General features: G+C 64.3%; 21 protein-coding genes. 10 read left to right on the top strand and 11 right to left on the bottom strand.

Going from position 1 to position 21,106, the window contains the following annotated elements; all coding sequences use genetic code 11:
- Window position 1: 1 nt before the first annotated feature.
- A complete protein-coding gene (locus NKJ13_RS11280) occupies window positions 2-1,009 on the bottom strand; it encodes a glycosyltransferase (protein WP_031212751.1) in 1,008 nt (335 codons plus the stop codon).
- Between the two features lie 129 nt (window positions 1,010-1,138).
- On the opposite strand from NKJ13_RS11280, the gene NKJ13_RS11275 reads away from it, so the two are divergent.
- The 6 genes from NKJ13_RS11275 (at window position 1,139) to NKJ13_RS11250 (ending at window position 7,472) form a co-directional block, all read left to right on the top strand.
- Window positions 1,139-2,941: a GtrA family protein gene (locus NKJ13_RS11275; RefSeq protein WP_352736921.1), complete on the top strand. Its 1,803-nt coding sequence runs from the start codon at window positions 1,139-1,141 to the stop codon at window positions 2,939-2,941.
- 132 nt (window positions 2,942-3,073) lie between these two features.
- Window positions 3,074-3,841 (top strand): SDR family NAD(P)-dependent oxidoreductase, encoded by a 768-nt coding sequence (locus NKJ13_RS11270; RefSeq protein ID WP_352777742.1) that lies wholly within the window; start codon window positions 3,074-3,076, stop codon window positions 3,839-3,841.
- A complete protein-coding gene (locus NKJ13_RS11265; protein WP_352507090.1) occupies window positions 3,841-4,791 on the top strand; it encodes a 2-dehydro-3-deoxygalactonokinase in 951 nt (316 codons plus the stop codon). Before NKJ13_RS11270 ends, NKJ13_RS11265 begins: the two co-directional genes overlap by 1 nt.
- Complete coding sequence (locus NKJ13_RS11260; RefSeq protein ID WP_352507083.1) at window positions 4,788-5,426, top strand: 2-dehydro-3-deoxy-6-phosphogalactonate aldolase; 639 nt, start codon at window positions 4,788-4,790, stop codon at window positions 5,424-5,426. Before NKJ13_RS11265 ends, NKJ13_RS11260 begins: the two co-directional genes overlap by 4 nt.
- Complete coding sequence (locus NKJ13_RS11255) at window positions 5,426-6,307, top strand: SMP-30/gluconolactonase/LRE family protein (protein WP_352686199.1); 882 nt, start codon at window positions 5,426-5,428, stop codon at window positions 6,305-6,307. The genes NKJ13_RS11260 and NKJ13_RS11255 overlap by 1 nt, the downstream gene beginning before the upstream one ends.
- A 106-nt stretch (window positions 6,308-6,413) precedes the next feature.
- Window positions 6,414-7,472, top strand: a complete 1,059-nt coding sequence (locus NKJ13_RS11250; protein WP_352777739.1) for a D-alanine--D-alanine ligase family protein — start codon at window positions 6,414-6,416, stop codon at window positions 7,470-7,472.
- On the opposite strand, the gene NKJ13_RS11245 is transcribed toward NKJ13_RS11250, so the two are convergent.
- The 3 genes from NKJ13_RS11245 to NKJ13_RS11235 are packed head-to-tail and all read right to left on the bottom strand — an operon-like array spanning window position 7,469 to window position 9,090.
- The gene (locus NKJ13_RS11245) at window positions 7,469-7,756 is read right to left on the bottom strand and encodes a DUF1330 domain-containing protein (protein WP_254815722.1); all 288 of its coding nucleotides are present in this window, start codon (window positions 7,754-7,756) and stop codon (window positions 7,469-7,471) included. The two genes, NKJ13_RS11250 and NKJ13_RS11245, sit on opposite strands and share 4 nt — an antisense overlap.
- Window positions 7,757-7,783: 27 nt before the next feature.
- Window positions 7,784-8,497 (bottom strand): orotidine-5'-phosphate decarboxylase, encoded by a 714-nt coding sequence (gene pyrF / locus NKJ13_RS11240; RefSeq protein ID WP_254815723.1) that lies wholly within the window; start codon window positions 8,495-8,497, stop codon window positions 7,784-7,786.
- Window positions 8,494-9,090 carry an NADPH-dependent FMN reductase gene (locus NKJ13_RS11235; protein ID WP_352507080.1) on the bottom strand — a complete coding sequence of 199 codons (597 nt, stop codon included), beginning with the start codon at window positions 9,088-9,090 and terminating at the stop codon, window positions 8,494-8,496. The genes pyrF and NKJ13_RS11235 overlap by 4 nt, the downstream gene beginning before the upstream one ends.
- Window positions 9,091-9,218: 128 nt before the next feature.
- Here NKJ13_RS11235 and NKJ13_RS11230 point away from each other — a divergent pair, with 128 nt between their 5' ends.
- Window positions 9,219-10,214 (top strand): alpha/beta hydrolase, encoded by a 996-nt coding sequence (locus NKJ13_RS11230; RefSeq protein ID WP_352777736.1) that lies wholly within the window; start codon window positions 9,219-9,221, stop codon window positions 10,212-10,214.
- A 26-nt stretch (window positions 10,215-10,240) separates the two neighbouring features.
- Here the strand turns inward: NKJ13_RS11230 and pmtA are convergent, their stop codons facing one another.
- From pmtA to dnaK, 3 genes are all read right to left on the bottom strand, one after another.
- On the bottom strand, window positions 10,241-10,840 hold the full coding sequence (gene pmtA / locus NKJ13_RS11225; protein WP_352686209.1) for a phospholipid N-methyltransferase PmtA: 600 nt from the start codon (window positions 10,838-10,840) through the stop codon (window positions 10,241-10,243).
- A 111-nt stretch (window positions 10,841-10,951) separates the two neighbouring features.
- Window positions 10,952-12,088, bottom strand: coding sequence for a molecular chaperone DnaJ (dnaJ, locus tag NKJ13_RS11220; protein ID WP_254815727.1), 1,137 nt, complete (start codon window positions 12,086-12,088; stop codon window positions 10,952-10,954).
- Between the two features lie 212 nt (window positions 12,089-12,300).
- Window positions 12,301-14,217: a molecular chaperone DnaK gene (gene dnaK, locus NKJ13_RS11215; RefSeq protein ID WP_023679851.1), complete on the bottom strand. Its 1,917-nt coding sequence runs from the start codon at window positions 14,215-14,217 to the stop codon at window positions 12,301-12,303.
- Between the two features lie 411 nt (window positions 14,218-14,628).
- Between dnaK and NKJ13_RS11210 the strand changes: the two genes are divergently transcribed.
- The 3 genes from NKJ13_RS11210 (at window position 14,629) to NKJ13_RS11200 (ending at window position 17,223) form a co-directional block, all read left to right on the top strand.
- A complete protein-coding gene (locus NKJ13_RS11210; protein ID WP_352736919.1) occupies window positions 14,629-14,820 on the top strand; it encodes a hypothetical protein in 192 nt (63 codons plus the stop codon).
- Window positions 14,821-14,979: 159 nt separating this feature from the next.
- A complete protein-coding gene (gene rpe, locus NKJ13_RS11205) occupies window positions 14,980-15,657 on the top strand; it encodes a ribulose-phosphate 3-epimerase (RefSeq protein WP_352736918.1) in 678 nt (225 codons plus the stop codon).
- Between the two features lie 42 nt (window positions 15,658-15,699).
- On the top strand, window positions 15,700-17,223 hold the full coding sequence (locus tag NKJ13_RS11200; protein WP_352777735.1) for a malonate--CoA ligase: 1,524 nt from the start codon (window positions 15,700-15,702) through the stop codon (window positions 17,221-17,223).
- Here the strand turns inward: NKJ13_RS11200 and nagA are convergent.
- Genes nagA through NKJ13_RS11180 form a run of 4 tightly spaced genes read right to left on the bottom strand, consistent with a single transcriptional unit; the run spans window position 17,220 to window position 21,083 of the window.
- Complete coding sequence (gene nagA, locus NKJ13_RS11195) at window positions 17,220-18,398, bottom strand: N-acetylglucosamine-6-phosphate deacetylase (protein WP_352777733.1); 1,179 nt, start codon at window positions 18,396-18,398, stop codon at window positions 17,220-17,222. The two genes, NKJ13_RS11200 and nagA, sit on opposite strands and share 4 nt — an antisense overlap.
- The gene (locus NKJ13_RS11190) at window positions 18,395-19,426 is read right to left on the bottom strand and encodes an SIS domain-containing protein (protein ID WP_352777731.1); all 1,032 of its coding nucleotides are present in this window, start codon (window positions 19,424-19,426) and stop codon (window positions 18,395-18,397) included. The genes nagA and NKJ13_RS11190 overlap by 4 nt, the downstream gene beginning before the upstream one ends.
- The gene (locus NKJ13_RS11185) at window positions 19,423-20,205 is read right to left on the bottom strand and encodes a GntR family transcriptional regulator (protein WP_254815733.1); all 783 of its coding nucleotides are present in this window, start codon (window positions 20,203-20,205) and stop codon (window positions 19,423-19,425) included. The genes NKJ13_RS11190 and NKJ13_RS11185 overlap by 4 nt, the downstream gene beginning before the upstream one ends.
- Complete coding sequence (locus NKJ13_RS11180) at window positions 20,202-21,083, bottom strand: glucosamine kinase nucleotide-binding domain-containing protein (RefSeq protein WP_352507071.1); 882 nt, start codon at window positions 21,081-21,083, stop codon at window positions 20,202-20,204. The genes NKJ13_RS11185 and NKJ13_RS11180 overlap by 4 nt, the downstream gene beginning before the upstream one ends.
- Window positions 21,084-21,106 lie beyond the last annotated feature (23 nt).

The following is a 21,106-nucleotide window of genomic DNA, read 5'->3' as shown; positions in this document are numbered from 1 at the left end:
TCTAAGCCGCCCGCGGGGTCTTGCGCGGTCCGGCCTTCAAAGTTGCGAGCGCACTTGCGCGTTCGCGTTCGACGCGGCCGGAAGGCATCGACAGATAGAAGATGCGCTTCTGCTCGGCCCGGCCGCGCGACACCGAATCGAGGATTACCCCGGTCACCGCCGCCAGCATCGACAGCAGCAGCAGCCCGACCGACAGCACCCACGTCGGCATGCGCGGCACAAGCCCGGTTTCGGCGAACTCGATCAGCACCGGCGCCATCAGAAACAGGCTTGATGCCAGGAAGAACACCGAAAAAGCGCCGAAGAAACGCAGCGGCTGCGTCTCCTTCATCAGCATGGCGAACATCCACAGGATCTTCGCGCCGTCGCGAAAGGTCGACAGCTTCGACGAGGAGCCTTCCGGCCGGCGGCCATAGTCGAGTCCGATCTCGCTGACCGGCAATTTGAGCTGCGAGGCGTGCACCGACATTTCGGTCTCGATCTCGAAACCGCCGGAAACGGCGGGAAAACTCTTGACGAAGCGCCTGGTGAAGGCGCGGTAACCCGAGAAGATATCGGTAAAGTCCGAGCCGAACAAACGTTTGTAGAGGCTGTTGAAGATGCGGTTGCCGAAGGCGTGGCCTGTCCTGCCGGCGTCGTTGGCGACGCCGCGCCTGGTGCCCACTACCATGTCGGAGCGCTCGGTCAGCAGCGTGTTGATCAGTTGCGGCGCGTCCTCCGGCGCATAGGTGCCGTCGCCGTCGGCCATCAGGTAGATGTCGGCCTCGATGTCGGCGAACATGCGGCGCACGACATTGCCTTTGCCCTGGCGCGGCTCGCGCACCACGATGGCGCCGGCGGCGCGGGCTCGGAGCGCCGTCAGGTCGCGCGAATTGTTGTCGTAGACATAGATCGCGGCGGCAGGCAGCGTTTCGCGAAAGCGCCGCACCACTTCGCCGATCGTCAGCTCCTCATTGTAGCAAGGCAGGAGCACGGCGATGCTCGGCTCATGGCGCACTTCTTGTGGCATTTTCGTCTCCGGATGCCCTGTGAGGCCCCTGACCGCTCAAACGCCGGCCTCGCTCGGGCGGCTTTACTATTTATTGAAGCTGTTAAGGCTAGGTTTAAACCGCCCCGTATTCCTTCCAAAGGTCCCGATATGAGCACAGCCGACGATGGCGCCTCCATTTGGAGGTCCGATATCGCGCTGGCGCTGCTTGCCACGGTGCTGGCGCTTGCCGTCAATGCCTTTGCCGGCTTCCCGGCACTGACCAATGCCGGCGGCGACAACGACAATCTGCTGCGCCTCGTCGAAGTTCGCGACATGCTCGCCGGCCAAAGCTGGTTCGATCTCCACCAGTACAGGATGGGCCTGCAAGGCGGCTTCGTCATGCACTGGTCGCGCCTGGTCGATGCGCCGATCGCCGCCATCATCATCGCCGTATCGGCCCTGACCGGCAGCGCGGCGCTTGCCGAGAATGTCGCGCAAGTGCTGTGGCCGGCGCTGCTCTTCTGCCTGACCGTATTTTTCACGGCTCGCGCCGCGCGCAGCTTTGCCGGGTGCGGCGCTGTGCTGCCGGCTGTCATCGTCGGCGCTGCCGCACTGCATTTCCTCGGCATTTTTTCGCCTGGCGCGCTCGATCACCACAATATCCAGCTGATGCTGAGCATGGCCAGCCTGAGCCTGTTGCTTGAAGCGCCATTGCGCAAGGCGGCGGCATTGCTCTCCGGCCTATGCGCCGGGCTGATGCTGGCCATCGGTATGGAAACCGCGCCCTACGTTGCCACCATCGGCGCCTATGTCGCCATGCTGTTTGCCCTCGACGCCAATGGCGAGAGGCTGATCGCCAAGGATTTCGGCCTCGGCTTTGCCGGCGTTTCCGCTCTCGTCTTTGTCGCGACCATTGCGCCATCCGCCTGGGGTCAGGCGCAATGCGACGCATTCTCAACCGTGCAGTTCGTCGTCGCAGCGATTGCCGGAACCGGCCTTGCGGCGACAGCGTCGATCGAGCCGGCCGGCCGCACGCGCCAACGGCGCATCGCCTCACTTGGCCTGCTCGCCATGCTATTGGGCGCTGTCGTCGTCTTGTTGTTCCCACAATGCCTGGCAGCGCCCTATGCCAATCTCGATCCGCGCCTCAAGGAGCTATGGCTTGATCACATCGACGAGGCGCAGTCGCTGTTCAAGCTGCTCGCTGAAGATCCGGCCGGGGTGGTGGCGCGCTATGCCACGCCGCTCATTGCGCTCGTGCTGATGGCGCTTCGCCTTGGCCGCGGTGGCTGGCGGCGGCAGGACAGCCTTGTCGGCGCGCTGCTTGTCGTGGCCTTCATCGTCAGCGCCTGGCAGGTACGCGGTTCGACATTCTCGATCGCCTTCGCCGTCATTCCGCTTGCCGCCTGGATTGCCAAATGGCGTCAACGGGCCGAGGCCAGCGCGTCGCGCGGTGTGGCGCTGCGCATGGCTGCCGTCTGGCTGGTTTCGGTGAATGCGGTCTGGACTGGGGCTGCCGCGGCGACCTCGGTAGCCTTCGACCACAGCAACACCACGGCGGATAATGGCGACGGCACCGACGTCGCTTGCCAGCGCAAGGCCTCCTTTGCGGCACTCGGCCGCCTGCCCGGCACCACCGTGCTGGCAATTTCCAATCTCGGATCGCCTATCCTGGCCTATTCCGGACATCGCGTCTTCGCCGGGCCTTATCATCGCAATGTCGCCGGCAACCTGCTGGCGCTCGATGCCTTCCTTGGGTCCGATGCCGATGCCAGGACGGTCGTCGCGGATCATAACGTCGGCCTCGTCGCGCTGTGCCCCGGCAGCGCCGAAAGCAAGCTCCTCGCAGCCAAGGCGCCGGCAGGCTTTCTTGCCGGGCTGATGCGCGGCAGCGTGCCGGAATGGCTTGCGCCGGTTGCCGGGACCAGCGGAGCCGCCGTCGAATTGTACCGCGTCCGGGTGGGCGGCTGATCGATCGGCGGCGCGTGCGGCCTTTTGTCGGACATAAGTCGCGCCAATCCACTCTTTCGCCCTTGCCCGCCCGACACGGCTGGATAGGATGCGCGCCGGCCGACCGAGATCATTGGACCGGGAGAGAATTTCATGATGCCATCGGCACGCTTTGCCGACCTCGAAGGCGCTTCGGTGCTGATCACCGGCGGCGGCTCCGGCATTGGTGCTGCCTTGACCGAAGGTTTTGTCCGCCAGGGGGCAAAGGTCGCCTTTATCGATATCGCCGACCGTCCGAGCCTGGCGCTGGCCGATCGGTTGGACAAGGAACTCGGCCGGCGGCCGTTCTATCTCAAGACCGACATACGCGACATCGAGGCATTGCGGGTATCAATCGCCAAAGCCGCCGAGGCGCATGGCGACGTGACCGTGCTGGTCAACAATGCCGCTCAGGATGACCGTCATGCCGTCGAAGACGTCACGGTCGAGTTCTGGGACAACAACCATGCCATCAACCTGCGCCCGCATTTCTTCAGCGCACAGGCGGTGGCGCCGGGCATGAAGCGGGCCGGTGGCGGCTCGATAATCAATTTCACCTCGACCTCGTTTCTCATCAACCATCCCGATATGCCGGCCTATACCGCCGCCAAGGCCGGCATCGTCGGCCTTACCAAGGGTCTCGCCGGCAAGCTCGGTGCCGACGGCATTCGCGTCAACGCGATCGCGCCCGGCTGGGTAATCACCGAGCGGCAGAGAAAGCTCTGGGTCACCGAACAGGCGCTCGCCGCTCACGTCGCCAAGCAGTGCATCAAGCGTGTGATGCAGCCGGAAGACATTGTCGGCACCGTGCTGTTCCTGGCGCCGGATGCTTCACGCATGCTGACCGCGCAGATGCTGATCGTCGACGGGGGGTTCCTGTGATCTCACCGAGCAAGGCAGCTTCCGTCGCAGCCGTCGACTGGGGCACCACCCGCATGAGGGTATGGCTGCTCGACGGCACCGGCGACGTTCTCGCCGAGCGGCGCGGCGATGACGGACTGATCACCGCTCAGGCTAAAGGGTTTTCGTCCATTCTCGAAGGGCATCTGGCCGCCATGGGCGCACCCGAAAACCTGCCGGTCATCATTTGCGGCATGGCCGGCTCGCGCCAGGGCTGGCTGGAGGCGCCCTATGTCAGCGTTCCCACGCCAATCGGCGCTATCCTGGCCGAAGCTGCCCGCATTCCCGGCCAGCGCCGCGATATCCGCATTGTGCCCGGCCTTGCCCAGCGCCTCGCCGATGCACCTGACGTCATGCGCGGTGAGGAAACGCAGCTTGCCGGAGCCGGTTTGCCGGCAAAGGGACGTCACCTCGTCTGCATGCCCGGCACCCATTCGAAATGGGTGCTGGTCGAGGACGGCTCTGTTGCCGGGTTCGGCACCTGGCCGACCGGCGAGCTGTTTTCGGTGCTGGCCGCGCACTCGATCCTGCGCCATTCGCTGGGCGAGCCGCCGCAGCCGGTTGCCGCCGAAAGTCCGTTTTTTCGGGACTGGTGCCTGAAGGCGTTGGCCGAAGGCGGTGACGTCGTTTCAAGTTTGTTCTCGATCCGCGCTGCTAGCCTGTTGCAGGACCTGAAGCCCGAAGATGCCGCCGCCTGCCTGTCCGGCCTGCTGATCGGCGGCGAGATCGCTTCGGCAAATCGCCGTTATGAAGCAAGCGCTGTGCCCGTCGTGCTGATCGCGTCGGGCGCACTCGGCACGCTCTATGCCGAGGCGCTCGGCCTTGCCGGGCTCGCTTTCAGGGCCGTCGACGCCGACGAGGCGGTGCGTGCCGGCCTTGCCGAAGCCGCGCGCGAGAATGGCATGATCGCCAAAAATGGAGTTGCCGCATGACCGAAACCGCACCTTTTCCAAAGCTCGAGCGGGGTCTGGTCGCGATCCTGCGCGGCCTGAAGCCAAGCGAGGCGGTGGCGATCGGCCAGGCGATCTTCGGCGCCGGCATCGAAGCGATCGAGGTGCCGCTCAACTCGCCCGAGCCCTTTGCCTCCCTAGCCAGCATTGTCGAAGCGCTTCCTCCAACAGCTCTGGTCGGCGCCGGCACGGTGCTCACCGCCGCCGATGTCGACGGTCTGCACAAGGCCGGCGGGCGGCTGCTGGTCAGCCCCAATATCGATGCCGAGGTCATGGGCCGTGCCATGCAGTACGGTATGGTGACAATGCCCGGCGTGTTCACGCCGACCGAGGCATTCCAGGCCATCCGGCTCGGTGCTTCGGCACTGAAATTCTTCCCGGCGAGCGTGCTTGGCGCGGCAGGCATTTCGGCGATGCGCGCGGTGCTGCCGGCCAATGTGCTGGTCGGCGCCGTCGGCGGCGTTTCAGACAAGGATTTTGCCGGCTATAAGGCAGCCGGCGTCAGCGTCTTCGGTCTTGGCTCCAGCCTGTTCAAGCCGGGCATGAGCGTCGACGAAGTGGCAGCACGGGCGAAAGCCGCAGTTCAGGCCTGGGACGCGGCGTTTGGAGTGGCATGATGAGCGAGACAATCGTTTCGGTTTTTTCCGACCATGTCTGCCAATTGGGCGAGGGACCAAGCTATGACCCTGCGACCGACACGCTCTACTGGTTCGACATCGTCAACGGCCAGCTCCTGGAAAAGCGTTTGTCCGGCGGTGCGGTCAAGATCCACGAGCTCCGCCAGATGGCCAGTGCCATTGCCGTCATCGACGACCAGCGTCAGCTGATCGCCACCGAGACCGGCCTGCATGTCCGCGACGTCGCGACCGGCAAGCTGACGCTGCACACCCCGATCGAGGCCGATAATACGGTCACCCGCTCGAACGATTCGCGCGTTCATCCTTGCGGCGCCCTCTGGGTCGGCACAATGGGCAAGGGCGAGGAGAAGGCCGCCGGTTCGATCTACTGGTTCTTCAAGGGCGAGCTGCGCCGGCTCTATGCGGATATCACGGTGCCCAATTCTATCTGCTTTTCCGAGGATGGGTCGATCGCCTACTACACCGATACCAGCACCGGCCTGTTGATGCGCGTCGGCTGCGATCCGGCGACCGGCCTCCCGGTTGGCGAACCGAAGGTCTTCGTCGATCACCGTTCGGCCAAGGGCTATATCGATGGTTCGGTGCTCGACCGCGACGGGATATTGTGGAACGCTTGCTGGGGCGGCAGCGTCGTCGAAGCCTATGGACCCGACGGCAAGCTTGTCCGTTCGGTGGCGATGCCGACGACGCAGCCGTCCTGTCCGGCTTTCCTCGGCAGGAATGCCGACCGGATCGCGGTCACCTCCGCCTGGTCGGGCAAGAGCGAGAAGCAGCGCCTGCTCGACCCGCAAGCCGGCATGACGTTTATGCTCGACATTCCGGTCAATGGTCGCTTCGAGCCGCGCGTGCTGATCGCCTGAGGACAGTTGCTGTCGTGCAGGCGTCCGGCTGACGTCGGTTGCGCGCAAGCCGAATACGTTCGCCGTGCGATGGTAGGCAATCGTGCTGCCAGGAGCCGTTCCACCCATGTCAAGCCGCAAGCCGAAGCTGATCCTTGTCTACGAGCCGGAACAGGCCTGCTTCGATCGGCTGGTCGCCGATAACCACGTGCCGGAGCGTGCCGCCGAAATCGCCTCCTACCTAGCGCAATCGACCGACATCGCTGCTGAATTCGACGCACTTGCCGCCGCTTGCCAAACGCGCGGCTTGTCGTTTGCGCCGGTGGCGCTCGACGACGCCGCAAGCGTTCTCGCCGGCGAAGTTCCGAAGACCTCGCTTGTCTGGACGTTGACCGATGGCATTGCCTATTTCCGCGGGGGCGCGGCACCGGCTCTGGCACGGCTGAATGGCTTCGACGCGATCGGCGCCGACGATGCGTTGTTCGCGCTCTGCCAAGACAAGTTCCGGTCCGGCGCCGTGCTCGGCGCGCTTGGCCTGCCGGTGCCGCAGGCGGGCCTTGCCCGTGACGGCGCGTGGCTGGTCGCGCCACCGGCCTCGCCCGCCGGCTGGTTCGTCAAGCCGAACCGGCTCGGCGCCAAGATCGGCATCTGGCCGGATTCGCGCTGTCACGATCTCGGCCATGCGCTGAAGCTTAGCCGGCGGGTATTCGCCGCCTATAGCGACGATGTCGTCGTCCAGCCCTATGTCGCCGGACGCAATGTGCGGGCCAGCTTTCTCGGCCTGAAGCCGGATACCGGCATTGAGGCGCTCGGCGTCGCCTTTGTCGATTCGGGCGGCGATTTCCAAACCATGCAGGACAGCCTGGCGCTTTACGGCAATACCGGCGAAGCGGCCAAAGCCACAGGAAATTACGCTGAGCCGTTGCTGCTTCCCGTTGACGCCAGCCAGCCTCGAGCCGATGCAAGAATCCGTCGCATCGCCGAAAGCCTGATGGTCGGGCTTGGCCTGCGCGACGTCTTTTCCATCGACTTCCGGGTCGAAGCCGACGACAGCGTGCATCTCATCGAGTTCGAGGTCTGCCCGGGCATGCCTTGCTTCGATTTTCGCGATTACTGTCGCAAGCAATGGGGCCTGAGCCTCGCCGATGCGATGGCGGAGGCAGCGGCGAACCGGCTTCGCGCCTAAATCCCCTCGACCAACACGATTTCGCCATCGGCCACCTTCTGGCGGATCGCGACGGCGCGCTGGTATTCGGGCGAGTGGTAGCAGTCATGCGCCACCGCAAGCGACGGAAATTCGATGATCACGTTGCGGTCGCGGCCCGGTCCCTCTGCCTTCTCATGCGCGCCGCCGCGCGCCAGGAACTTGGCGCCGAAGCGGTCGAAGGCCAGCTTGGCGGCTGCGACATAGTCTTTGTAGCCTTCCGCATCGCGCACATCGACGCGAGCGATCCAGTATCCCTTGGGCATGGTATTTCTCCGGGTTAATTCCTGGCGTCAGGCCGAGCGCATTTCATCGAGAATGGCTTCCGCCGCCGCCCGCCTGTCGGTGGCGCCGACGATCGGCCGGCCAACGACGAGATGGCTGGAGCCGTTGCGGATCGCCTGCGCCGGCGTCACCACGCGTTTCTGGTCGCCATGGTCGCTGCCCTTCGGTCGGATTCCCGGCGTCACTACCGCCAGATCGGGGCCGACGATGCGGCGTACCGCCTCCGCTTCCTCGGCCGAACAGACAATGCCGCCCATGCCGGCATGCAGCGCCTGCTCGGAGCGCCTCAGCACCAGCGTATGCGGGTCATATTCATAGCCGGCGTCGATCACGTCTTGCTCGTCCATCGAGGTCAGCACGGTAACCCCGAGCAGGCAAAGGTCGCTGCCCCTGGCAGCCTCGACCGCCGCCTTCATCGTCTTCGGATAGGCGTGGATGGTCAGCATGCTCATGCCCATCCTGACGATGTTGTCGACCCCCTTGGCAACGGTGTTATCGATGTCGAGCAGCTTCATGTCGAGAAAGATCCTGGTGCCGCCGCTGGCCAGCTCGCGGGCGAAGTCGAGCCCGCCGGCAAAGGCGAGCTGGTAGCCGATCTTGTAGAAGGAGACGATCCCGTCGAGCTCGCGCACCGCCTTCTCGGCTTCCCTCAGCGTCGGCAGGTCGAGGCCGACGATCAGCCTTTCCTGAATTGTGTCGGCACGCGCGGCGTCCGGGATCATGCCTCGATCCGCGTCGACAGCATGCGCGAGGTTTCGATCAGCGTTCGGCATAGGTGCTCCATCGATTGGCGTAGTCTTTCGTCCCGGAAGTTGCCTTCGTCGTCGAAGGCGCTACCGCCCTCCGGCACCGAACACTCCGGTGTCACCACCTCCATCCGGCAGCGCACCAGCACGGCGCGCAGATGGTTGATGCAACGTATCCCTGCAAAGGGTCCGCTGGAAGACGAGCAGAGGCCGGCGACCTTGCCGGCAAGCGGCCTGAACGTCCGGCCCCCATCCTTGCGCAGTTGGCTCACCCAGTCGATGGTGTTCTTGAGCAGCGGCGGAATGGAGCCGTTATATTCGGGCGTCGCGATCAGCAGGCCGTCATGGGCGGCGATCATCCGGCCGAGCCTGACGGCGTTTTCGGGAATGCCTTCGTCCTTTTCCAGATCCTGGTCGAGGATTGGCAACGGATAGTCGGCGAGCGAGATGCGGGTCACCTCCGCGCCCTGCATGGCAAGTTCCTTCTGCGCCACGTCGGCAGTCCTGCCGCTATAGGCGCCGCTGCGCACCGAACCAGCGACGACGAGAATTTTCGGGATGATCGGCATCGCAATCCCTTGCTGTGGCGGCAGCTATAGGCGATGCGTGGGACGAATCAATAGCCGAGATTGCGGCACGCATTTAGAGCTGGCCGTTTTGGCGACCGGCGCCAGCGGATAGGGCGGACCTCGTGGGATTGGAATGGGTAGGCTATGGTCTTGTCGCTCTCGCGGTGGCTGCTGCCGCCGGCTACGCCGCTTTCGTCCTCAGCCCGTGGCCTTCGGTCCTTCTGATCCGTTACGCTTTTCACAAGGATGCAGTGGCAAAGAACCGCGCGCTTGAAAAGCACGTGCCCGCCAATGTCGGCGAACTGCGCGACGAGCGCTATGGCGAGGACCCCGACGAGACCCTTGACGTCTTCTTTCCCGTGGACGCTCAGGCAAAGGCGTTGCCTACGGTGGTCTGGGTGCATGGCGGCGGCTTCGTTGCCGGAAACAAGGCCGACATCTCGGCATATATGAAAATACTGGCCGGTCGGGGCTACGTCACTGTCTCGGTCGGCTATTCCGTCGCCCCCGGCGCCCGCTATCCGACGCCAGTCCTCCAGGCCAACAAGGCGCTTGCCTTTCTTTCCGGTAATGCCGGCCGCTACCACATCGATCGCAACAGGCTTTTTCTTGCCGGCGACTCCGCCGGCTCGCAGATCGTCGCTCAACTGGCTGCCACAATCAGCAATCCCACCTATGCCGCCATGATGGACGTTGGTCCGGGCATAGAGCGCGCGCAACTGAAAGGCGTTGCACTGTTCTGCGGCATTTACGATCCCGCGATGATCTCGCCCGAAGGGCCTTTCGCCGGCTTCAACAGGACCGTTATGTGGTCGTATCTCGGCGTGAAGCGGCTGGACGATGACCCGCGCATTGCCGAATTTTCAGTCGACAGACACCTGACGCCGCAATTTCCGCCGGCATTCGTCTCGGTCGGCAATGCCGATCCGCTGGCGCCGCAGTCGCGTCAGATCGCGCGCGCGATCACGGCGCAAGGCGTCGCGGTCTACACGCTGTTCTTTCCGGACGACTACAGTCCGGCCCTGCCGCATGAATATCAGTTCGATCTCGACGGCAAGGCGGGAGAACAGGCGTTCGAAAGGCTGACGGCATTCCTGGACCGATTGGCCAACCAGCCGCAATGACCGGCATCCGGAACTCCGACATGTGTTCAGCCGCGCCGATAGATCCAAAGCTGCGTCGGCGGAATGTTGCGGATGACGAAATGGAAATGCTCGACCGTATAGTCGCCGCGGCCGGGCGGGATCGGCGACAGCGGCCCGTAAGTCAGTTGCACGATCGGCCGGCCCGCCGGGATGCGGTCGAGCAGGCTCTCGACATAGGCGATGCGCTGGGCGACCGGGAAATTGAGCAGAGGCACGCCCGATATCACAGAATCGAAGATCAGGTCGCACCTGTCGCCAAGCGTCGCGTCGAGATTGAAGGCGTCGCCCTCGATGACGTTGACGCCTGGATAAAGCTGACGCAGATGGCGCACGAAATCAGTGGCATATTCGACTGCGTAGAGATTCTCAGGCTTTATGCCCTGCGCGAGAATGGCGCGTGTGATGACGCCTGTGCCGGGCCCGACCTCGAGCACCGGCAGGCCGGATTTCGGATCGACGATCGAGGCCATCTTGCGCGCGGTGACGGAACTGGTCGGGACGATCGAACCGACCGCCTTCGGCTTGTCGATCCAGCCCTTGAAGAACTTCAACTCGTCGTCGAACTTTTCCGCCAGCGTCTTTCGCAGTCCGGGACTACGCGTCATCGAAAGTCCTCCTCAACGCTCCCTCGCATGCTACTTAACAGCTACGAGGTGCAAGACAAGGCGAATCCCCGGATAAGGTGTTGATGACGCTCGGGAAGCGTTTTCCAGGGATCAGCTTCGGTGCTCGCCGAACGTTTCGAAAAAGTCCTTCATGCGGGCGAAAAATCCGCTCGACTGAGGCGAATTGTCCTTTGAGGAAAGCTGCTCGAATTCTTCCAGCAATTCGCGCTGGCGGCGCGAAAGGTTCTGCGGCGTCTCAACCACGGTCTGGATGTAGAGGTCGCCAATATTGGGCTGGCGCAGCACCGGCATGCCCTTGCCCTTGAGGCGGAACTGGCGACCGTTCTGGGTGCCTTCCGGCACCTTCACCTTCGTCTGGGTACCGTCCAGTGTCGTCACCTCGAACGAGCCGCCAAGCGCTGCCGTTGTCATCGAGATCGGCACCTTGCAATAAAGATCGGCGCCGTCGCGCTGGAAGAATTCGTGCGGCTTGACCGCGAGGAATATGTAGAGATCGCCGGACGGGCCGCCGCGTAGGCCGGCCTCGCCCTCATTGGCCAGCCGGATGCGGGTGCCGTCCTCGATGCCGGCAGGGATGTTTACCGACAGCGAGCGCTCCTCGGTGACACGGCCCTGGCCGGCGCATTTCGGGCACGGATCCTTGATGGTCTGGCCGCGCCCCTGGCATTGCGGGCAGGTGCGCTCGATCGAGAAGAAGCCTTGCGTGGCGCGCACCTTGCCGTGGCCGTTGCACATCGAGCAGGTGACGGGCTGGGTGCCGGGCTTGGCGCCGCTGCCGGAGCATTCCGAGCACGAGATCGAGGCCGGCACGCGAATCTGCGCGGTCTTGCCGGAAAATGCCTCCTCCAGCGTGATTTCCATATTGTAGCGCAGGTCGGCGCCGCGCTCGCGGCCGCCGGACGAGCGGCGCTGGCGCCCGCCCATCATGTCGCCGAAAATGTCTTCGAAAATGTCGGCGAAGCCGCCGGCGCCAAAGCCCTGCGCCCCGCCATTCATGCCGCCGTGCTCGAAGGCCGCGTGGCCGAAGCGATCATAGGCGGCACGCTTTTGCGGGTCCTTCAGCGTTTCGTAGGCTTCGTTGATTTCCTTGAACTTGTGCTCGCAGGCATGGTCGCCTGGGTTGCGGTCGGGATGGAACTGCATGGCCAACTTGCGGAAAGCGCTCTTGAGCTCCTTCTCGTCGGCGCCCTTTTGCACGCCCAGCGTTTCGTAAAAATCAGCTTTCATGTTTTCCCGCAGTCCGGATAGTCAACGTCTTGAAGCATCGTTGCGTCGTTTGCCGGCACGCTGTTCCGATTTAGGTGTGATGGAGCCGCGATGCCAGTGTCTACGAGGCTTTGTCCGCATTTTTTCGGGGAGCTCCGCGTTTTTCTGGCAAAGGGTTGCAAAAAAGCCCGGCTGCGCGCCGGGCTTTTTGCTTACCTTTACCGTCAGGCGGTTCAGGCCGACTTCTTCTTCTCGTCGTCCTCGTCGATTTCCTCGAAATCGGCATCGACGACGTCGCTGTCCTTGGCGGCGTCAGCCTTGGCGTCGGCCTCGGCGGCTTCCTTCTGCGAAGCCTCGTACATGGCCTGGCCGAGTTTCATCGAGACTTCGGCGAGCGTCTGCGTCTTGGCCTCGATCTCGGTCACATCGTCGCCTTCGGCAGCGGTCTTCAATGCCGCGATCGCATCGGCAATCGCCGTGCGGTCGGCCTCGGAAACCTTCTCGCCATATTCCTTCAGCGACTTCTCCGAGGAATGCACCAGCGCCTCGGCCTGGTTGCGGGCCTCGACCAGCGCGCGCCGCTTCTTGTCCGCTTCGGCATTAGCCTCGGCGTCCTTGACCATCTTCTCGATGTCGGCGTCCGAAAGGCCGCCAGACGCCTGGATGCGGATCTGGTGCTCCTTGCCGGTGCCCTTGTCCTTGGCCGAGACGTTGACGATGCCGTTGGCGTCGATGTCGAAGGTGACCTCGATCTGCGGCACACCGCGCGGCGCAGGCGGGATGCCGACCAGATCGAACTGGCCGAGCGCCTTGTTGTCGGCGGCCATTTCACGCTCGCCCTGGAAGACGCGGATGGTCACCGCCGACTGCGAATCCTCGGCCGTGGAAAACACCTGGCTCTTCTTCGTCGGGATCGTCGTGTTGCGTTCGATCAGCCGCGTAAACACGCCGCCCAGCGTCTCGATGCCGAGCGACAGCGGCGTCACGTCGAGCAACAGCACGTCCTTGACGTCGCCCTGCAGCACGCCGGCCTGGATGGCGGCGCCCAATGCAACAACTTCATCCGGGTTGACGCCCTTGTGCGGCTCCTTGCCGAAGAACTGCTTCACGATCTCCTGGATCTTGGGCATGCGGGTCATGCCGCCGACCAGGACGACTTCGTCGATTTCGCCGGCCTTCAGGCCGGCATCCTTGAGCGCCGCCTTGCAGGGATCGATCGTGCGCTGGACGAGATCCTCGACCAGGCTCTCGAACTTCGCCCGCGTCAGCTTCAGCGTCAGGTGCTTGGGGCCGGTGGCATCGGCGGTGATGAAGGGCAGGTTGATTTCGGTCTGCGTGGTGGAGGACAGCTCGATCTTGGCCTTTTCAGCCGCTTCCTTGAGGCGCTGCAGGGCGAGCTTGTCGTTCCGCAGGTCGATGCCCTGTTCCTTCTTGAACTCGGCCGCCAGATATTCGACCAGGCGCATGTCGAAATCCTCGCCGCCGAGGAAGGTGTCGCCATTGGTCGACTTCACCTCGAACACGCCGTCGCCGATTTCGAGCACCGAAATGTCGAACGTGCCGCCGCCAAGGTCATAGACGGCAATCGTCTTGCCTTCCTTCTTGTCCAGTCCATAGGCAAGTGCGGCCGCCGTCGGCTCGTTGATGATGCGCAGCACTTCGAGGCCGGCGATCTTGCCGGCATCCTTGGTCGCCTGGCGCTGGGCGTCGTTGAAATAGGCCGGAACGGTGATGACCGCCTTCTCGACCTTCTCGCCGAGATAGGCCTCCGCCGTTTCCTTCATCTTCTGCAGGATCATCGCCGAGATCTGGCTGGGCGACTGCTTCTTGCCGCCGGCCTCGACCCAGGCATCGCCATTGTCGCCCTTGACGATCTTGTAGGGGACAAGCTTCTTGTCCTTCTCCGTCACCGGATCGTCGTAGCGGCGGCCGATCAGGCGCTTGACCGCGAAAATGGTGTTTTCAGGATTGGTGACCGCCTGGCGCTTGGCCGGCTGGCCGACGAGGCGCTCGCCGTCGCTGTTGATGGCGACGATGGAAGGGGTCGTACGGGCGCCTTCCGCATTCTCGATGACCTTGGATTCCTTGCCATCCATGATGGCGACACAGGAGTTGGTTGTTCCCAGATCGATACCGATTACTTTTGCCATTGTTCTAATCTCTCCGCTAAGCAGGCTCTCAGGACCCGTACAGGCGTTCCGACGAAAGCCCCTGTTCACAAGAAATTCCGCTCCGGCAACCGGCATTCGGCGCTGGACGGCTTGGCGCGTATATAAGAACAGGCTGCGTGGCGCGCAAGCATTCTGCGCAAGGCGTTCACCATTCATCGTGGTTGATCGGATCCGGGACCGGCAGGCCCGTATTTCCGGCGGTGATCCAGCCGGCCCGGCCCTCGGCCCACGAACCTTTTCGCCTCGCCCCGCGGCTGACGCTCAGGTGCCGCGCGGTGCGGCCCCGGAAAGGAAAGCCCCATGACCACAGATTCAGAGGCTCCATGGTCTCAGGGAACAGCAGGAGCTCAGCGCGACCATCGCCTTCCCATGACCTGTGGGGGGAGATCCATGTCTTGCGACCACGGCTCGTTCGTGCGCTCTCGTGGCGGCCGTTTGCGCCGCGCCATCCAGGCTGCCAGCGTATTGTCGATCTTGGCGCTCGCCGCTGGGCTGAAGAAGCCCGATCTGCAGAAGGTGAAACAAGGCAACCGCAAGCTCTTCCTGCCACGGACGGCCAGGCCGCGGCGCCATTCGAACTGAAATCCAAGGCCGTGCACTGGAAAGGCCTTGGAGGAAAGGTCTGCACCAGAAGAGAAGTCGCTCGCACCGCTTCTCGCCTTCTGCGCGGACGCCGGATTCCTGTCGACAAGCGGCGCCGAGATGATTACGCCGAAGGGGTCTCAACAACGGGAAGCGGACATGGCTCAAAAAACCCTGATCGCGCCATCGGTGCTGGCGTCCGATTTCTCGAAGCTCGGCGACGAGGTCGAGGCGGTGACGGCCGCAGGCGCCGACTGGATCCATCTCGACGTCATGGACGGGCATTTCGTCCCGAACATCACGTTTGGGCCACCGGTGATCAAAGCGATCCGCAACCGTACCAAGGCCTTCTTCGACTGCCATCTGATGATCGCCCCGGCCGACCCCTATCTGGCCGCTTTCGCCGAGGCCGGCTGCGACGGCATGACGGTGCACGCCGAAGCCGGGCCACATCTCGACCGGTCGCTGCAAACGATCAAAAACCTTGGCAAAAAGGCCGGTGTGTCACTCAACCCCGCGACACCGGAGACGATGATCGAATACGTGCTTGACCGGCTTGATCTGATCCTGATCATGACGGTCAATCCGGGGTTCGGCGGCCAGGCTTTCATTTCGGCGATCGTCGACAAGGTGAAGCGGATGAAGGCGCTGATCGGCGGCAGGCCGATCAGGATCGAGATCGACGGCGGCATCTCGCCTGAAACTGCGCCCCTGGTCACCGCCGCCGGCGCCAGCGTGCTGGTCGCCGGTGCGGCCATCTTCAAGGGCGGCAGCGTCGAAGCCTACCGGGCAAACATCGAGGCAATCAGGATAGCGGCGGACAAGGCGGCCGGCTGACCGCCGCCGCCGTCCGGCCGGAGACAGCCGCTCGGGGTAAACATGAGCAACCATCTGTTTGATGCTTTCCGTGCCCGGATGCCCGCGCCCGGACGCCTTTTGATGGAGGCAGAGGACGGGCGCTCGATCAGCTATGGCGATATGCTGGCGCGCTCCGCACAACTGGCGCATGCGCTGTCGCGGCTGGGCGTCGAAGCCGGCGACCGCGTCGCCGTTCAGGTCGAGAAGAGCCCCGAGTCCATTTTCCTTTACCTCGCCTGCCTGCGTGCCGGCGCGATCTTCCTGCCGCTCAACACCGCCTATACGCTGACCGAGCTCGACTATTTCTTCAGGGATGCTGAGCCACGCCTGGTTGTCTGCGACCCGGCGCGAGTGAGCGAAATCGGCGCCTTGGCGCAGGCCTCGGGCGCTGCGGTCGTGACACTCGGCAGCAAGGGCGAGGGTTCGTTGACCGATCGCGCCTCTGAGGCGGCCGTGGACTTCCACGATGTGGCGCGCGGGCCGGACGACCTTGCTGCTATCCTCTACACGTCCGGCACCACCGGCCGTTCGAAAGGCGCCATGCTCAGCAACGAAAACCTCGCCTCGAATGCGCGGGTGCTGGTCGACCTCTGGCGCTTCACCGCCGCAGACGTGCTGGTTCACGCGCTGCCGGTTTTCCACACGCATGGCCTTTTCGTCGCCACCAACGTCGTCCTGATGGCCGGCGCCTCGATGCTGTTCGAAACCAAATTTGACCCGGCCCGCATCGTCTCGCTGCTGCCGCGCGCCACCGTCCTGATGGGCGTGCCGACCTTCTACGTCCGCCTGCTGCAGCAGGACGGTTTGAACCGGCAAGCGGCGAAAAACATCCGCTTGTTCATTTCCGGATCGGCGCCGCTTTTGGCCGAGACGCACAGAGCCTGGCGAGAGCGCACCGGCCACGCCATCCTCGAGCGCTACGGCATGACCGAGACCAACATGAACACGTCGAACCCGTATGAGGGCGAGCGGCGAGCCGGCACGGTTGGCTTCCCGTTGCCCGGCGTCTCCCTGCGCATCACCGATCTCGAGAGCGGCGAAACACTTGCCAAGGGCGAGGTCGGCATGATCGAGGTGAGGGGTCCCAATGTCTTTTGCGGCTACTGGCGCATGCCGGAAAAAACCAGGGCCGAATTCCGTGACGATGGTTTCTTCATCACCGGCGATCTCGGGCTGATCGATGCCGACGGCTATGTCCACATCGTCGGTCGCGGCAAGGACCTGATCATTTCGGGTGGCTACAATATCTATCCGAAGGAAGTCGAGAGCAAGATCGACGCGCTGCCCGGCGTCACCGAAAGCGCTGTCATCGGCGTTGCCCATCCGGATTTCGGCGAAGGCGTCACTGCGGTCGTGGTGCGGGCGCCGGGCTCGACCATCAGCGCCGCGGGGATCATCGAGGCCATCGCCGGGCGCCTCGCCAGGTACAAGCATCCGCAACGGGTGGTCTTCGTCGACGAACTGCCGCGCAACACGATGGGCAAGGTGCAGAAGAACCTGCTGCTCGAAACCTACAAGGACCTCTATACGTCCAAAACCGGCTAAGCCGGAGGGATAGCGTTAGCTGCAAAAACTTTGGCGCCGTCGATCCAGACGCTTTTAATGTCCACATCGTCCGACAGCGAAACGATGTTGGCGGCGGTGCCTTTGGCGAAACGCCCGAGCCGGTGCGACTGGCCGATCGCTTGCGCCGGATAGAGCGAGGCCATGCGCAAGGCTTCGTCGAGGTCGAGACCGACGACGCGGTGCATGAAGCGCACCGCGGAAATCATGTCGAGATCCGCGCCCGCCAGCGTGCCGTCGGCAAGTGTCAGCCTGCCATCCTTGCGGTGGATGGTGCGGCCGTTCAGCGTGAACGAGGTCATGTCGGTGCCGATCGTCGCCATGGCATCGGTAACGAGCAGGATCCTGCCCGGCCCCTGCTTGGCGCGCAAGGCGATCGCCATGGTGGCCGGATCGACATGGATACCATCGGCGATGATGCCGGCATAGAATGTGCCGGTATCGATTGCCGCGCCAGCCAGCCCTGGCTCGCGATTGCCGATCTGGCTCATTGCGTTGAACAGATGGGTGACCACCGTTGCGCCGGCGTCGGCAAAGGCGCGGGCCGTGGCATAGCCGGTATCGGAATGGCCGATGCTGACGACAATGCCGGCCTTGCTAAGTGCCGACACCTGGCCGGACTCGACCGATTCGGGCGCCACCGTCGTCAGCAGCACGGGCAGGTTTTTCCGTGCGGCGATCAGCATCGCCTGGTCGGGGCCTAGCATCGGCCGGATCAGGGCCGGGTCATGCGCGCCCTTGCGGGCGATCGAAAGATGCGGCCCTTCAAGATGCAGGCCCAGGAACCCTGGCACCTTCCTCCGTGCCGCCTCGGCTCCGGCCGCAACCGCCGCGGCGGTGATCTCGGATGTGTCGGTGATCAGCGTCGGCAACAGCGCCGCCGTGCCGAAGGGTGCGTGCGCCCGGCAGATGGTCCCGATCGAGGCAACGTCCGGATGGTCGTTGAGCATGACGCCGCCGCCGCCATTGACCTGCAGATCGACGAAGCCAGGCGCCAGCATGCCGCCGCCGGTCTCGATACGCGCAACATTTGATGGAATCGCGTCGGCGGCAACGATGGCCTCGACGAGGCCGTCGCGCACGACAAGCGCCGCATTGTCGTGCCAGTCGTCGCCATCGAAAATCCGGGCGCCAGTCAGGGCGAAACGGTCGCTCATAGCGTTTCCGTCACCTTGCGCAGATTGGGCGGCGTGTCGGGGTCGAGGCCGCGATGGCGGGCAAAAGCCTCGACGAAACCATAGAACGACACGATCAGCGTCAGCGGGTCGGTCAGCGGATGACCGGTGGCGACATACGGCAGCGGCTGTGCGCTCTTTGTCTTGTTCGACGTCACAAGGACGGCGGCGCCCTTGCCGGCCAGGCTGTCGGCGGCTTCGGCCACCGACGGTTCGGACGCATCGCGAGCAGCCAGAGCCAGCACCGGGAAGCCGGGACCGACCAGCGCCAGCGGGCCGTGCATGACCTCGGCGGCACTATAGGCTTCCGCGTGCATGGCGCAGGTTTCCTTGAATTTCAGCGCCGCCTCGTTGGCGATCGCCGCCGACGGGCCACGGCCAAGGATGAACAGCGATTTCGGCGTCTCGAGTGCCGCAGCCAGCGCCATCCAGTCGCACGCGATCGCCTTGCGAAAATGCTCCGGCAGGCGGGCGAGTGCTGCCAGAAGTTTGTCGTCGCCGGTGCAATGCGCCATCAAGGCGAGCCCTGCGACGGCCGAATTGACGAAGGTCTTCGTCGCCGCAACGCTGCGCTCCGGTCCGGCCAGGATGTCGATGGCGTAATCCGAGGCTCGCGCGAGCGGCGAATCGGCAGTGTTGGTGATGGCGACGGTCAGCGACCCGCCGGCCCGCGCCGCCTGCGCCATTGCCACGATGTCCGGGCTCTTGCCCGACTGCGAGATCGCCAGGCAGGCCGAGCCGCCCAGCTTCAGCTTGGCGCCATAGATCGAGGCGATCGACGGGCCGACCGATGCAACCGCCAGCCCGGCGGTCAGCTCCACGGCATATTTCATGAAGGTCGCGGCATGGTCGGACGAACCGCGCGCCACGGTGACGACGAAATTCGGGTCGCGCTCGCGAATGCCGCGTCCGGCCTCGATCAGCACCGCGGCCGAGCCGTCGAGCAGGCGCGCGGTGGCCTCCGGGATCTCGTCGATCTCGCGCCGCATATGGGTAATTGTTGCGCTCATGACCGGCCCTCTTCGCCCGGCCCGCTTAGCCGGAGTTCGGCGACAAAATCATAGGCGTCGCCTCTGTAGATGGAGCGGGTGAACTCGATCACCTTGCCGCTCGCCAGATAGGAGATACGCTCGATATGCAGGCCGGCAATGCCTGGCGGCACTTCGAGCAGATGCGCATCGCCATCGCCGAGATTGGTGGCGGAAATGCGCTGCACGGCCCGCACCGGTCTGTTGCCGGTCTTTTCCAGCGCCGCGTAGAGCGACGAACCGATCGCCGCCGGATCGGGCAGCACGCTTGTTGATAGCGAGGCGCGCTCGATCGCCAGCGGCGTGTCGTTGGCAATGCGCAGGCGCGCCACGCGCGCCACCAATTCGTTCGATGCCAGGCCGAGCACCATCATCTCGTCGGGCGACGGCGGATAGAGGCCGCGGTCGAGCCACGCTGAACGCACAGCCATGCCGCGCCGCGCCATGTCTTCGGTAAACGAGGTCAGCATCGACAGCGACTGCTCGACGCGCTCCATGCGCGGCGCAACGAAGGTGCCGGAACCATGGCGCTGGACGAGGATGCCGCCCTTGACCAGGTCCTGCACCGCTTTGCGCACGGTGACGCGCGAAATGTCGGCCTTGCTGGCGATGTCGCGCTCGGAAGGCAGCGCATCGCCCGGTCCGATCAGCCCGCGTTTGACCGCGTCCTCGATGCTCTTCCTCAGCTGTAGATAGAGCGGCGCGCCGCTCTGCGACGATTGTTTCAGCGCCGTGAATATCTGGTCGGCGGCCTCGCTCATCGCGCTGTCTCCGCCGTGTTTGCGAAAATCCGAACCGCCATCTGCACGGCGCCGCCCAGCGCGTCGTCGAGCGGCGGTTTCAGCAGCGCCCGGTAACGGGCCGACAGGCGCGGCGTGTAAAGCGGCGCCAGCCCGCCGAGCAGGCAGAGCGGATCGTCGCCGCCCAGGTCGAGTACGCCAAGCGCTGCCTCGACATCGGCGACCGCCTTGTCGAGGATCCAGATAGCGACGACGTCGCCTTTTTCGGCGTGTTCGAACACCTTGGGCGCGAAGCCGCCGAAATCGCCGGGCTTGGCGTTGGTGGTGAATTCGACCACATCCTCGGGATTGTTGCGGAAGATGGCGAGCATGGCCTGCGTCAGCGGCGAGCCTTCGCGGATGCCGTCATAGGCGAGCAGCGTCTGTTCGAGCAGGTCGCGGCCGATGCGGGCGCCGCTGCCCTGGTCGCCGACCTGGAATCCCCAGCCGCCGATGGCGCGCGACTTGCCTTGTCTGCGCGCCATATAGGCGGTGCCGGTGCCGAGGATGGCCATGGCGCCGTCGCCGGAGCCGACCGCACCTTCCAGCGCGATTTCGGCGTCGGTCTCGACACGGCTGATGCGGAACGGCAGGATCGCTTCGAGCTGCTGCCTATAGGTGCCGACATTGGCGCCGGCCAGGCCGAGAACGGCCGGCGTTTGCGGGATCAGTGCGGGATCCCTGCCCGCGGCGACAAAGGCCTGCTGCGCCGCGTCGACGATGTTCGTCCTGGCGCCGGTGAGATCGGTGCGGATGTTGGCGGCGCCGCTTTTGGCGCGGCCGAGGACGCTGCCGTCGGCCGTTGCAAGGGCCGCCCTGCAGCTGGTGCCGCCGCCATCGATGCCGAGCACGAATTTCACGCGATTTCTCCTCGGGGCGGATA

The sequence above is a fragment of the Mesorhizobium sp. M0174 genome (genome assembly GCF_040322275.1).
In the GTDB taxonomy this organism is placed as follows: domain Bacteria; phylum Pseudomonadota; class Alphaproteobacteria; order Rhizobiales; family Rhizobiaceae; genus Mesorhizobium.
The sequence above is the reverse complement of the archived record's forward strand: the minus strand, read 5'-3'. Positions and strand labels throughout refer to the sequence as shown.

What these genes read in the sequence shown, in the direction of transcription:
- NKJ13_RS11210 (WP_352736919.1), top strand. Translation starts at nt 14,629, where the DNA reads ATGTCTTGCGACCACGGCTCGTTCGTGCGCTCTCGTGGCGGCCGTTTG.
- dnaJ (WP_254815727.1), bottom strand. Translation starts at nt 12,088, where the DNA reads ATGAAAGCTGATTTTTACGAAACGCTGGGCGTGCAAAAGGGCGCCGAC.
- NKJ13_RS11185 (WP_254815733.1), bottom strand. Translation starts at nt 20,205, where the DNA reads ATGAGCGAGGCCGCCGACCAGATATTCACGGCGCTGAAACAATCGTCG.
- pmtA (WP_352686209.1), bottom strand. Translation starts at nt 10,840, where the DNA reads ATGACGCGTAGTCCCGGACTGCGAAAGACGCTGGCGGAAAAGTTCGAC.
- NKJ13_RS11200 (WP_352777735.1), top strand. Translation starts at nt 15,700, where the DNA reads ATGAGCAACCATCTGTTTGATGCTTTCCGTGCCCGGATGCCCGCGCCC.
- NKJ13_RS11280 (WP_031212751.1), bottom strand. Translation starts at nt 1,009, where the DNA reads ATGCCACAAGAAGTGCGCCATGAGCCGAGCATCGCCGTGCTCCTGCCT.
- NKJ13_RS11255 (WP_352686199.1), top strand. Translation starts at nt 5,426, where the DNA reads ATGAGCGAGACAATCGTTTCGGTTTTTTCCGACCATGTCTGCCAATTG.
- NKJ13_RS11260 (WP_352507083.1), top strand. Translation starts at nt 4,788, where the DNA reads ATGACCGAAACCGCACCTTTTCCAAAGCTCGAGCGGGGTCTGGTCGCG.
- NKJ13_RS11190 (WP_352777731.1), bottom strand. Translation starts at nt 19,426, where the DNA reads ATGAGCGCAACAATTACCCATATGCGGCGCGAGATCGACGAGATCCCG.
- NKJ13_RS11235 (WP_352507080.1), bottom strand. Translation starts at nt 9,090, where the DNA reads ATGCCGATCATCCCGAAAATTCTCGTCGTCGCTGGTTCGGTGCGCAGC.
- NKJ13_RS11250 (WP_352777739.1), top strand. Translation starts at nt 6,414, where the DNA reads ATGTCAAGCCGCAAGCCGAAGCTGATCCTTGTCTACGAGCCGGAACAG.
- nagA (WP_352777733.1), bottom strand. Translation starts at nt 18,398, where the DNA reads ATGAGCGACCGTTTCGCCCTGACTGGCGCCCGGATTTTCGATGGCGAC.
- NKJ13_RS11245 (WP_254815722.1), bottom strand. Translation starts at nt 7,756, where the DNA reads ATGCCCAAGGGATACTGGATCGCTCGCGTCGATGTGCGCGATGCGGAA.
- pyrF (WP_254815723.1), bottom strand. Translation starts at nt 8,497, where the DNA reads ATGATCCCGGACGCCGCGCGTGCCGACACAATTCAGGAAAGGCTGATC.
- rpe (WP_352736918.1), top strand. Translation starts at nt 14,980, where the DNA reads ATGGCTCAAAAAACCCTGATCGCGCCATCGGTGCTGGCGTCCGATTTC.
- dnaK (WP_023679851.1), bottom strand. Translation starts at nt 14,217, where the DNA reads ATGGCAAAAGTAATCGGTATCGATCTGGGAACAACCAACTCCTGTGTC.
- NKJ13_RS11275 (WP_352736921.1), top strand. Translation starts at nt 1,139, where the DNA reads ATGAGCACAGCCGACGATGGCGCCTCCATTTGGAGGTCCGATATCGCG.
- NKJ13_RS11270 (WP_352777742.1), top strand. Translation starts at nt 3,074, where the DNA reads ATGATGCCATCGGCACGCTTTGCCGACCTCGAAGGCGCTTCGGTGCTG.